The sequence below is a fragment of the Lactobacillus sp. ESL0681 genome, assembly GCF_029392835.1.
Taxonomy (GTDB): Bacteria; Bacillota; Bacilli; order Lactobacillales; family Lactobacillaceae; genus Lactobacillus.
In genome coordinates this window covers 497,106-509,898 of the sequence record NZ_CP113943.1, presented here as the reverse complement: position 1 = coordinate 509,898, position 12,793 = coordinate 497,106, and the positions used below count along the sequence as shown (strand labels likewise).

Annotated in this window: 9 protein-coding genes; all 9 read left to right on the top strand. The window is 38.6% G+C overall.

Annotation, left to right across the window (positions count from 1 at the left end; all coding sequences use genetic code 11):
* Positions 1 to 2 precede the first annotated feature (2 nt).
* The 9 genes from rseP to OZX59_RS02475 all read left to right on the top strand — a co-directional run bounded on the left by rseP (position 3) and on the right by OZX59_RS02475 (position 12,782).
* Complete coding sequence (gene rseP, locus OZX59_RS02515) at positions 3 to 1,259, top strand: RIP metalloprotease RseP (protein ID WP_277126569.1); 1,257 nt, start codon at positions 3 to 5, stop codon at positions 1,257 to 1,259.
* Positions 1,260 to 1,288: 29 nt separating this feature from the next.
* Positions 1,289 to 2,989: a proline--tRNA ligase gene (locus tag OZX59_RS02510; RefSeq protein WP_277126568.1), complete on the top strand. Its 1,701-nt coding sequence runs from the start codon at positions 1,289 to 1,291 to the stop codon at positions 2,987 to 2,989.
* A 6-nt stretch (positions 2,990 to 2,995) separates the two neighbouring features.
* Complete coding sequence (locus OZX59_RS02505; protein WP_277126567.1) at positions 2,996 to 7,300, top strand: PolC-type DNA polymerase III; 4,305 nt, start codon at positions 2,996 to 2,998, stop codon at positions 7,298 to 7,300.
* Positions 7,301 to 7,402: 102 nt separating this feature from the next.
* Positions 7,403 to 7,876: a ribosome maturation factor RimP gene (gene rimP, locus OZX59_RS02500; protein WP_277126566.1), complete on the top strand. Its 474-nt coding sequence runs from the start codon at positions 7,403 to 7,405 to the stop codon at positions 7,874 to 7,876.
* 17 nt (positions 7,877 to 7,893) lie between these two features.
* The gene (gene nusA / locus OZX59_RS02495) at positions 7,894 to 9,129 is read left to right on the top strand and encodes a transcription termination factor NusA (protein WP_277126977.1); all 1,236 of its coding nucleotides are present in this window, start codon (positions 7,894 to 7,896) and stop codon (positions 9,127 to 9,129) included.
* A 17-nt stretch (positions 9,130 to 9,146) separates the two neighbouring features.
* Positions 9,147 to 9,443, top strand: a complete 297-nt coding sequence (locus OZX59_RS02490) for a YlxR family protein (RefSeq protein WP_277126565.1) — start codon at positions 9,147 to 9,149, stop codon at positions 9,441 to 9,443.
* Between the two features lie 2 nt (positions 9,444 to 9,445).
* Positions 9,446 to 9,757 (top strand): ribosomal L7Ae/L30e/S12e/Gadd45 family protein, encoded by a 312-nt coding sequence (locus tag OZX59_RS02485; RefSeq protein ID WP_277126564.1) that lies wholly within the window; start codon positions 9,446 to 9,448, stop codon positions 9,755 to 9,757.
* Between the two features lie 4 nt (positions 9,758 to 9,761).
* Positions 9,762 to 12,401 carry a translation initiation factor IF-2 gene (gene infB / locus OZX59_RS02480; RefSeq protein WP_277126563.1) on the top strand — a complete coding sequence of 880 codons (2,640 nt, stop codon included), beginning with the start codon at positions 9,762 to 9,764 and terminating at the stop codon, positions 12,399 to 12,401.
* An 18-nt stretch (positions 12,402 to 12,419) separates the two neighbouring features.
* The gene (locus OZX59_RS02475; protein WP_277126562.1) at positions 12,420 to 12,782 is read left to right on the top strand and encodes a ribosome-binding factor A; all 363 of its coding nucleotides are present in this window, start codon (positions 12,420 to 12,422) and stop codon (positions 12,780 to 12,782) included.
* The last annotated feature ends 11 nt before the right edge of the window (positions 12,783 to 12,793 follow it).

Below are 12,793 nucleotides of genomic sequence, written 5' to 3'. Positions count from 1 at the left end.
GATTGAAAGGTATACTAATCTTTTTAGTAGTCTTTGGTATTTTAGTCTTTGTGCATGAATTTGGTCATTTCGTTGTAGCTAAAAAATGTGGTATTTTAGTACGCGAATTTTCAATTGGTATGGGTCCAAAACTTTTTCAAGTTAGGCGTAACCCAACTACATATACAATTCGCTGGTTGCCACTTGGTGGCTACGTTCGCTTAGCCAGCAAAGATGAAATTGCAGAGTTACCAGCTGGAATGACAGTAATTTTACAGTTGAATGAGCAAAATGAAGTAACTAGAATTGATGCTTCAGGCTCTGATATTCCAATTGAAGGAATTCCAGTTCAAGTCACTAAGGCTGATTTAGTTGATAAACTAACAATTACTGGTTATGAAAATGCTGATGAGGACCAATTAGTTACTTTTCGCGTAAATCATGATGCAACTGTCATCGATGATTCAAAGACCGAATTAGTTATTGCACCGCGCGATACTCAGTTTCAAAATGCTAATGTCTGGCAAAAGCTAGCTACTAATATTGCAGGACCACTGATGAATATTATTTTAGGTTTTGTGGTTTTTTTAATTTGGACTTTTACGGTTGCTGGTCCTGCTACTACTACGGTTGGTCATGTTGCAAACAATTCACCAGCAGCTGCTGCACAGATTAAGACTGGCGAAAGGTTTGTGTCAATTGCTGATCACCAGATAAAAAACTTTGATGATGTAGCACAGCAAATTGATGCTAGCAAAGGAAAGTCTTTAGATGTTGTTCTAGCAGAACATGGTCAACAAAGAAAAGTTAAATTACAGCCTAAGGCTAAAAAGGTTCAAGGCAAAACAGTTTATCAAATTGGTATACAAGCTAAAAGTGATAACAGTTACGGCGCAAAATTAAAGCGTGGATGGGATACTGCAGTTTCAACTACAGGAATGATTTTCACTGCTGTTGGGGGTTTGTTTAAGAATTTTAGTTTAAATAAGTTATCTGGGCCAGTTGGAATCTATTCGGAGACGTCTCAAGTTTCACAAATGGGTTTTTCTTATATTTTATCGTTTTTAGCAATGATCTCGATTAATTTGGGAATTGTCAATTTAATTCCGGTACCAGGTTTAGATGGTGGGAAGTTTTTCTTAAATATAATTGAAATTTTCCGTGGTAAGCCAATTGCTGAGAATCATGAAGAAATGATAGAACTAATTGGCTTTGGGTTATTATTAGTTTTAATCATTGCAGTTACTGGTAATGACATTTATCGTTACTTTATTAAGTAAGAATTAGAAAAAATTCTAGGGAGAAGTTTATGCGTCAATCAAAATTTTTCATGCCAACGCTAAAGGAAGCGCCAGCTGATGCGGTTGCACAGAGTCATAAGTTAATGTTGCGTGGAGGTTATATCCGCCAAGTAACAGCTGGTGTTTACGCATACCTGCCTTTGGGTTATCGTGTGTTGCGCAAGGCGGAAAAAATTATGGAAGAAGAAATGGACAAAATAAATGTGCCAGAAGTAACTATGCCACATTTATTGCCTGCTTCATTGTGGGAAGATTCTGGTCGTTTGCATAAATATGGTCCTGAAATGTTCAGTTTAAAGGATCGCCATGGCCGAGATAGCTTACTAGGGCCAACTCATGAAGAAACTTTTACCGAAATTGTCGCTAAAAACTTAAAAAGCTACAAGCAAATGCCGATCGCACTATATCAAATTCAGACTAAATTTCGTGATGAAAATCGTCCTCGGTTTGGTTTGTTACGTGGTCGTGAATTTGTGATGCTTGATGCATATAGTTTTGCTGCTACTAAGCAGCAATTGGATGAGCAATTTGAAGATGAAAAGCGGGCTTTTGAAGCAATTTATCAACGCTGTGGTGTGCAAGTTAGTCCAGTAATTGCCGATTCGGGAACTATGGGTGGTAAAAATTCAACTGAATTTCAAGCTCCAGCCGCAATTGGTGAAGATGTAATTGCTACCAATGAGACTGGAACTTATTCTGCCAATTTAGAAATGGCCGTTAGTGTCGACACTTTTAAGCAGGATGAGGAGCCAGCTGATGAATTGACTGAAGTTGCTACTCCCAATCAAGAAACAATTGCTGATCTAGTTGACTTTTTACAAGTACCAGCAACACGAATAGTTAAAAGCGTTCTTTACCTAGTCGATGAAAAAGATTATGTTTTAGTTTTAATTCGCGGCGATAAGGAAATTAATGAAGTTAAACTTACCCATTTGTTGAATGCTGATTCACTGCGTCTTTTAACAGATGCTGAACTAGAAACTCTGACAGGTTCGCAAAAAGGTGGGATTGGCCCAATTAATGCTACTTGGGCAGATAAAATCGTTGCAGATGACACCGTTAAAGACCTGTTCAATGTTATTGTTGGTGCTAACAAAACTGGTTTTCAATTTAAAAATGCCAATCTTGGTCGTGATTTTAAAGTTGACCAGTTTGGTGATTTGCGTGTTGCTAACGAGGGTGAGCCAGATCCAATTGATCATTTGCCCCTTAAATTTACCAAATCAATTGAAGTTGGACACATTTTTAAATTAGGAACCTATTACACAGAAAATATGGGAGCGAGCTTTTTAGATCAAAATGGTAAGGCCCAGCCAGTAATCATGGGTTCTTACGGTATTGGGGTTACTAGAATGTTATCAGCGGTTGTCGAACAGCATTATACTGATAATGGTATTGCTTGGCCTAAAGAAATTGCGCCTTTTGCTGTGCATATTGTACAAATGAAGATGAAAGATGCGGCACAAACTGTATTAGCTGAACAGCTTGAACAGAAATACAGTGGTAAGTATGACGTTCTCTACGATGATCGAAACGAACGTGCAGGAGTTAAATTTGCAGACGCGGATCTAGTTGGTGCGCCTATAAGGATTACGATTGGTAAAAAAGCTGATGCTGGAATTGTTGAGGTTAAACGGTCAACTGATGATCGTGCTGTTGAAATGTCAATCGCAGATTTGGATAGTTTAGTAACTAAAGAGTTAGGATAATTTTTTGTGACTAATAAAAATAAGCTTTTTTTACGTCTTTTAGAACAGATTCATTTTCCTAAGCAGTTTGCCGATAATGAAATCTTGCAACAAGGCGAAATCGAGAACGTGGATGTATATGCTAAAGAACATAGGTGGGATATCCATGTTCTTTTTGCTACACCCTTAAAATTTGAAACCTATCAAGCTTTAAATGAAGCAATTACGACTAGTTTTGCTTCATTTGTTGATACTCAGCTTTTTGTCCGGTCTCAAGATGGTGCGGATGATTATTTAACTTCTTACTGGCATTATGCTGTGCAAAATGCTGAATTTTTACAAACCGTTGCTCGCGAATTTATTGCTTCACATCAACCTAAAAAAGAGCAGGAACGTTGGATTATTCCGGTAGATAATTTAGTAGTTGACGGTCTGATTGAGCAGAAGATGCTTGATCAGCTAGCTGAGAAAATGCGTGATTTTGGCTTTTTTAACCTGAAGTTTGTTACTCAGATGGATGAAAATAATTCTCAAAGTAATTTGGAGAGTTTGCAGCAGTTGCAAGAAGCACATGAGCAAACCATGCAGGAGGCTTATAATGCTACCCCTCCAAAAAAACCACAGGCACAGTCTTATCCAACCAAAAAGACGCGTTATGGCAGTCGAAAATTAGATCAAAGTTTGCCGATTACCCAAATTGATGATATCGCAGATGGCGCTAGAAACGTGGTTATTGAAGGAAATATCTTTAATACAGATATGCGTGAATTGAAGTCTGGAGCGATTATTTTCACAGGAGAAATCACTGACTATACCAATTCTGTTGCATTTAAGAAGTTTGTTGCTAATAAAGATCAGATTGCTAGTATCAGTGACTTAAAGTCAGGAACTTGGGCAAAGATGCAAGGCTCAGTAGCTGATGATCAGTGGAGCCATGATTTGGTTTTTAATATCAGTAGTTTTGAAATTGTTGAGCATGTTGGACGTAAGGAAGAATACACTGGCGAAGAAAAACGTGCGGAGCTACATTTGCATACTAATATGAGTCAGTTAGACGCAACTAATACCGCAACTGATTTTATTCTGACTGCTAAAAAATTTGGTCAAAAAGCAATTGCAATTACGGATCATGCCGATGTTCAAGCCTTCCCAGAAGCCTATGAAGCCGGTAAAAAGAACGATATTAAAATCGTTTATGGTGTTGAGGCAAATATGATTGATGATCACGCATTATTAGTGCTCAATCCTGCTTCAATGACATATCGTGATCAAGAATTTGTAATTTTTGATGTGGAAACAACAGGACTATCCTCTGTGTACGATACTATGATCGAAATTGGTGCGGTTAAAATGAAGAACGGTGAAGTGCTTGAGCGCTTTGACAAGTTTATTAATCCGCACCATCCCTTGAGTGAACAGACTATTAATCTGACTTCTATTACTGATGAAATGGTCACAGCTGCTGACGATGAGGCTGTAGTAATTAAACAATTTCAAGATTTTTATGGCGATCGTCCTTTATGCGGTCATAACGTTCAATTTGATGTTGGCTTTGTTAATGCTGCGCTTAGGCGGGCAAGTTTATCTGAAATTACCCAACCAGTGGTCGATACGCTAGAAGTTTCACGTTTATTACATCCGGAGCAAACGAGGCATACTTTGGATTCCTTAGCTAAAAAATACAATGTTGTGCTGGAACATCATCACCGTGCTAACCAAGATGCTGAGGCAACGGGTTATTTAATGTTTAAGTTGCTAGAAGCCTTTACCAAAAGATTCAATGAAGATGATTTGGGCAAAATGAATGATTACGCTGTTCAAGGACAAGTCTATAAGCGTGCAAGACCAACTCATATGACAATTTTAGCTAAAACGCAAGCTGGACTTAAAAATATGTATCGTTTGGTATCAATTGCGAACACGACTAACTTTTATCGGATTCCTCGTACGCCTAAATCTGAGCTAGTTAAGTATCATGAAGGATTATTGTATGGTTCAGGTTGCAGCGAGGGCGACGTTTTTGTAGCTATGATGCAAAAGGGCTACGACGAAGCTCGCAAGAAAGCTCGTTTTTATGATTATTTGGAAGTCCAACCTCCTAAGAGCTATGCTCAACTTATTGAAGATCATTTAATTACCGATGAGGCAGAACTGCAAGAGATTTTGACTAATATTTATAAATTAGGTCAAGAGTTGCATAAGCCAGTAGTAGCGACCGGGGATGCTCATTATGTTGAAGAGCATGACGCAATTTATCGGAAAATCTTAATTTCAGCTCAAAGAAGTAATCCAGCCCGTAATGATCCGCAACCTGATCAACATTTTTATAGTACACAAGAGATGCTGGACGAATTTAGCTTTTTAGGAGAAGAAATTGCTAAAGAAATTGTCATTACTAATCCAAATAAAATTGCTGCTAGTGTAGAGGAACTTGCGCCGATTAAGGATGGCCTTTATCCACCGCATATTGACAATGCCGATGAAGAAATGAAACAGCTGACTTATGATGAGGCTTACGCGCTATATGGCAATCCGCTACCTAAAATTGTGCAAGATCGACTGGAAATGGAATTGAATTCGATTATTTCCAATGGCTATGCTGTCATTTATCTGATTTCACAAAGATTAGTTGCTAAGTCGAATAAAGATGGTTATTTAGTCGGTTCGCGTGGTTCAGTTGGTTCAAGTTTAGTGGCTACAATGTCAGGGATTACTGAGGTAAATCCACTGGCTCCACATTATCGCTGTCCAAAATGTAAGTATTCTAAGTTCTTTGAAAATGGTGAGTATGGTTCTGGATATGATTTACCTGATCAAAAGTGTCCTGAATGTGGTACTGAGCTAGTTAAAGATGGTCAAGATATTCCTTTTGCAACTTTTTTAGGGTTTCATGGGGATAAAGTTCCAGATATTGATTTGAACTTTTCAGGGGACTATCAACCTGTTGCTCATAACTTTATCCGTGTAATGTTTGGTCCAGACAATTCCTATCGAGCAGGAACAATTGCGACTGTTGCCGACAAGACTGCATATGGTTACGCTAAGCATTATGATGAGGAAAAAGAATTAAATTTGCGTGGTGCTGAGCTTGACCGGTTAGCAGCTGGAGTTAGTGGGGTAAAACGCACCACGGGACAGCATCCTGCTGGAATTGTGGTGGTTCCTGATGATATGGATATTTACGACTTTACGCCTGTCCAATATCCAGCTGATGATGTGAATGCAGCTTGGCAAACGACCCACTTTGATTTCCATTCGATTCATGATAATATTCTTAAGTTTGATATTTTGGGGCATGATGATCCGACCATGATTCGTATGCTGCAAGACCTATCTGGAGTTGATCCTTTAACGATCCCGCCAGATGATCCAGGAGTAATGTCCTTATTTTCTAGTCCTAAAATTTTAGGAGTCACTCCTGAACAGATTCAATCTAAGACTGGTACACTTGGTGTGCCGGAATTTGGAACTAGGTTTGTTAGGGGGATGCTTGAGGAAACTAAGCCAACTACTTTTTCTGAATTGTTACAGATTTCTGGACTATCACATGGAACCGACGTCTGGCTAGGAAATGCGGAAGAATTAATTGATAATGGAACTTGCAAATTAAAAGATGTAATTGGTTGTCGTGATAATATTATGATGGACTTAATTCACTGGGGTGTTAAGCCAGAGGTGGCTTTTTCAACAATGGAATCTGTGCGTCATGGCCGCGGAATTAGTGATGATGACATGGCTGTTTTAGCTAAAAATGATCAAATTCCTGATTGGTATATTGATTCATGTTTGAAGATTAAATATATGTTTCCTAAGGCTCACGCGACAGCCTATATTTTGATGGCACTAAGAATTGCTTGGTTTAAAGTTTACTATCCAGAAATTTATTACACTGCCTATTTTTCTGTGCGGGCAAGCTTATTTGACTTAGTAGCAATGAGTCATGGTAAAAATACCGTCAAAAAGGCAATGGCTGATTTGCAAAAGTTAGGCAATGATGCTTCTGCTAAGGATAAGGGCTTATTGACAGTTTTGGAAATTGCTAATGAATGTTTGGAACGGGGCATCAAAATAAAAATGGTTGATCTTAATCAATCGGAAGCTACTAATTTCAAGATTATTGATCAGCATACTATTTTAGCGCCATTCAATGCGGTTCCTGGATTAGGGAATAACGCAGCCAAGCAAATTGTTGCGGCCAGAGCCGAGCAAGCTTTCTTATCTAAAGAGGATTTAGCAACTCGGGGCAAGGTTTCACAGACAATTATGGATTACTTGGATGAAAATGGTGTTTTGGAAGGGATGCCTGACCAAAACCAACTTTCCTTATTTTAAATTTGGCAGTATTCATATAATTGTGGTACAATTATTAAGAAGTTCGAATATGTAATTCGAGTGAGCTATCATGCTCACTCTTTTTATTACGGAGGAAAATATTTGGCAAAAGTTACAGATCTTGTTCTGATTGAAATCAAACCGATCATTGAAGCTCGCAATGATGAATTTGTTGAGATTGAATATGTAGAAGAAAAAGGTCAGCATTATTTAAGAATATATGTTGACCATGAGAACGGTATTGATATGGATGAAATTGTGGCACTTAGTGAGTTAATATCTGCTAAGCTTGATCAACTTGATCCAGATCCTTTACCTGATCCTTATGTTTTAGAGATTTCCTCACCAGGAGTTGAGCGGCCAATAAAGAGCGCGCAAGACTGGCATAAGGCACTTGACGATTATATTCACGTTGGTCTTTACCAAAAAATTGCTGGCGAAAAAAATTATGAAGGCACTTTAAAATCTTATAATGATGATGAAATAGAGTTGGAAATTAAGATTAAAACAAGAAAAAAACTGTTGACTATTCCTCGCAAGTTGATTGCAAATATTCGTTTTGCAATCGAATTTTAGAAAGGCTGATGAAACTAATGTCTAAAGAAATGCTAGAAGCGTTTGCTACTTTAGAAAAAACCAAGGGCATCAAACAAGACGTTATTGTTGAAGCTATTGAAGCAGCACTAGTTGCTGCATATAAAAAGAATTATAATCAAGCACAAAATGTGGATGTTGAATTTGATGAACGTCGAGGCAATTTTAAACTGTTGGCAGTTAAAACTGTTGTTGAAGAGGTTCATGATGACCGCCTTGAATACAGTCTCAAAGATGCATTAGAGATTAATAAAGCTTACGAAATTGGCGATGAAATCAAATTCGAGGTTGCACCAAAAAACTTTGGTCGAATTGCTGCCCAAACCGCCAAACAAGTAATTATGCAACATTTGCGTGAGGCTGAACGTAATCATATTATTGATGAATATTCCCAATATGAGGATGAATTGATCACTGGAACAGTTGAACGAAGCGATAATCGCTTTGTTTATGTTAAAATTGGTAATGTTGAAGCTGTCATGCCACACAATGATCAAATGCCAAATGAAACTTATAATCCCCAGGATCAAATTCGCGTGTTGGTAACTCATGTTGGCTCAGACGCTAAAGGTGCACAAATAACTGTTTCTCGTAGTGCTCCCAACATGGTAAGGCGGCTATTTGAACAAGAAGTGCCTGAAATTTTTGATGGTACAGTTGAAATTGTTTCGATTGCGCGTGAAGCAGGTGATCGGACTAAGATTGCGGTTAAATCCAATGATCCTAACATTGATCCAGTTGGAACTTGTGTCGGTCAACGCGGTGCTCGAGTACAAAATGTGGTTAATGAACTTGATGGTGAAAATATCGATGTAGTTAAGTATGAAGAAGATCCTTCTGATTTTATTGCTAATGCGTTAAATCCTGCTGAAGTCATTGCCGTTCAATTTAGTGATGACGAAGATGAGAAGAATGCCTTGGTAATTGTGCCAGATTATCAATTATCACTAGCAATCGGTAAAAAAGGTCAAAATGTTCGTTTAGCTGCTCGATTGACAAATTATAAGATTGATATTAGACCTGAGTCAGAGGTTGAATTTGTTGATGAAGGTACTAAGCCGGATGATGCAGACAGTGGTACTGAAGTAGAATCTGAAGCAACTGAACTGACAGAAGTTATTGAACCTGAAGAGCAGGATGTTGAATCAACTGACGATGAAGCAGTTCAGGGAGATTCAGAAGCAGAAACGGCTGAGTCTGCTAATGATGAAGGTGAAGATATCAACGAAGAATAAGTTGGGGGTGAATTCTTTTGAAAAAAAGAAAAATTCCGATGCGTAAAGATCTGTTGACTGACACTATGCAACCAAAAAAATCGTTAGTGCGTGTCGTCATTGACAAAGAACAGAATATTTCTGTTGATCCAACTGGCAAAAAACCGGGACGTGGTGCATATGTATCGCTTGATCCAGAAAAAATCAAGTTTGCCCAAGAAAAAGGCATCTTGCAGCGAAGTTTAGGTAGTAAGGTACCTGATGCTTTTTATGAAGAGCTTTATGCCTATGTTGATCATCAAAAAGCTAGAAAAGAATTGTTTGGTGATCAATAAATTTGCAAAATAAACAACAAGCATTAAACTTGCTAGGACTTGCTCAAAAGGCTGGGAAAATTATTTCTGGATTTGACTTGGTCAGTGCGGGTTTAACAGCAAAGCAGGTAAAGATAGTTATTTTGGCTAATGATAGTCATGATGATACTCGAGAAAAGATTACGCGGAATGCTGTCCAAAATCAGGTGGATGTTATTTCAAGTTTTACTAGCATGGAGCTATCACAGGCAATTGGCAAAAACCGTAAGGTATTAGGTCTTACTGATCGCGGTTTTAGTCGGGCATTAGTACAAAAGATTAATGAAGGAGTGTGATTGGATGGCTAAAAAAAGAATTTATGAAATCGCAAAAGAATTAGGCATCGATAATAAAGTTGTGGTCAATAAAGCAAAGGACCTCGGCTTTGATGTCAAGAATCATATGTCATCACTAGAAAATTCACAAGTGAATCAATTAAAGGGCAGTTTCCATAACTCCGCTCCCGCTAAAAAGCAAGAGAAGCCTGAGCAGAAAGGCAGTAAAATTAAAGTTTCAGTTAAATCAATCCGTAAAAATGAAAAAAAGGCGGATGAAGGCAATAATAGCAATCGTAATAATAAAAAACGGCGCAATAATCGACGTGGCAACAATAATGATCGCAATCAAGATCGCAGAAGTCAGCGGAACAATTCAAATTCAGCTACTAAACCAACTAAGCCTGCAGCACAGGACCTGCTTAAACAGCTAAAAGAGAAGCAACGTGTAGAACAATCTTCACTTAATAAGCAGGCTGATCAAGCTAGGGCAGCTTATAATGAGCACCTGAAAAATCCTAATGCGGCTGATGAAAAGCAGACTAGTGAAAAAAAGGCTGATTCAGTAAAGAAAGTTGCTACAACCAAGGTTAGCGGACCTAAAATTATTAAACCTTCGCCAGCTAGAATGAAGCAAAATCAATCAGCGGCTACGGTTAAAATAGTTAAGGCCAGTTCAAGTCAGCCTACAGCAAATACAGCAGAGCCTGACAAGGATGAAAAACGCCGAGGTAATGGTCACAGTCGTAATACTGGTAAGCCAGGACGTAAGGGGCGTAATCAGGTATTTGGTAGTCACACTGATCGTCCAGGTAAACGTAAACGTAAGGGTAAGAAGCGTCAATTTGAACAAATCCCTAAAAAGCAGCCAACTCAAAGAAAAGAACGGCCATTGCCAGAAACTTTAACTTATGAAGTTGGGATGAATGCGCAAGATTTAGGTAAAATTTTGCACCGTGAGCCTGCAGAAATCGTGAAAAAGTTATTCATGCTTGGCGTTATGACGAATCAAAATCAGTCACTTGACAAGGATGCAATTGAATTAATTGCTGCAGAATACGGGATTAATGCTGAAGAAAAAATTCATGAAGATATTTCTGACATTGATACTTTGTATACTAAGCGAATGGACGCAGCCAAGGAATCAGGTAATTTAGTTAAGCGCCCACCTGTAGTAACTATTATGGGGCACGTTGATCATGGTAAAACGACTTTGCTTGATCGTTTGCGCCATACTCATGTTTCTGATCATGAAGCAGGAGGAATTACGCAAAAGATTGGTGCTTATCAAGTATCGATTAATAAGAAGCCAATCACCTTTTTAGATACTCCAGGACATGCTGCCTTCTCCAATATGCGTGAACGAGGAGCAGAAATAACTGATATTGTTGTGTTAGTTGTAGCAGCAGATGATGGTGTTATGCCGCAAACGATCGAGGCAATTGATCATGCTAAAAGTGCCAATGTTCCAATAATTGTGGCAATTAACAAGATGGATGCACCAGGAGCAAATCCGGAACATGTTACTGAGCAATTGATGAAGTACAATTTGATTCCTGAAGATTATGGTGGCGATACAATTTTCGTTAAGATATCTGCTAAAACTGGTGAAAATGTTGATGACTTATTGCAAATGATCCTATTACAGGCTGATATGATGGAATTACGGGCTAATTCTGATCAAAAAGCTATTGGTACTGTAATTGAAGCTCGTTTATCAAGAGGTCGTGGCCCGGTAGCCGACTTGTTAGTACAACAAGGAACATTGCATACTGGTGATCCAATTGTAGTTGGTAATCGCTTTGGTCGAGTTCGGGTAATGACCAATGATCGCGGTCGCCAGGTTAAAACTGCTACCCCTTCAATGCCGGTAGAAATTACGGGTCTAAATGACGTACCTGAATCTGCTGATAAGTTAGTTGTCTTTGATGATGAAAAGACTGCTAGAGCAGTCGGTGAGCAACGTGCTCAACAAGCTTTACAACAATCACGAGAAAATACACAACATGTCACTTTAGATAATCTCTTTGACACTATGAAGAAAGAGAATATGAAGGAAGTAGATGTTGTTTTAAAGGCAGATGTGCAAGGATCTGTTGAAGCTTTGCAACAATCACTTGAAAAGATTGAAGTTGAAGGCGTACGGGTTAATATCGTTCACGCAGGTGTTGGTGCTGTAAATGACTCTGATGTTACTTTAGCAGGTGCATCTAATGGCTTTATTATTGGCTTTAATGTTCGTCCAACTGCTACTGCTAAGTCACAGGCTGAAGCAGATGGCGTTGATATTAGGCTATACAGTATTATTTATAAAGCAATTGATGATGTTGAAGCCGCTATGCAAGGGATGCTTGAACCAACTTATGAAGATAAGGTAATTGGTAGTTTGACAGTTCGCGAAACCTGGAAGGTTTCCAAAGTTGGTACAATTGCTGGAGCATTCGTTGATTCTGGTTATGTCACTCGTGATTCTGATATTAACTTAATTCGTGATGGTGTGGTAATCTACTCAGGTAAGGTAGCTTCACTTAAGCGATTTAAGGATGATGCTAAGGTAGTTAAACAAGGTTTTGATTGTGGTTTAACTATTGAGGGTTATAATGATATTAAGATAGGTGATCAGCTTGAGGCTGTTGAACAGCAAGAGGTTAAGCCTAATAAGTAGTTTTACTAGAGGTAAAAGATGAAGCATAGAATCGGTCGAGTTGAAGGCGAAATCCTACGCGAATTAACCAAAATTCTGCGGAAAAATATTCGCGATCCACGCGTTAGTGATGTTACCATTACCGCAGTTGAATGTACCAATGATTTGTCATATGCGACTGTCTACTACAGTATTCTTTCTGATAATCAAACAAAAGAAGCTGAAGTTATGGCAGGCCTTGATAAAGCTAAGGGAATGATGCGGCATCTGTTAGGCCAAGTACTGACTGTCTATAAGGTACCTGAACTTATCTTTAAGCGGGATAATTCTGTTAAATATGGCAGTAAGATCGATCGCTTAATTGCAGAGGTAAAAAAACAAGACACAGATCGTAATGATTAACAAAGGCGCCG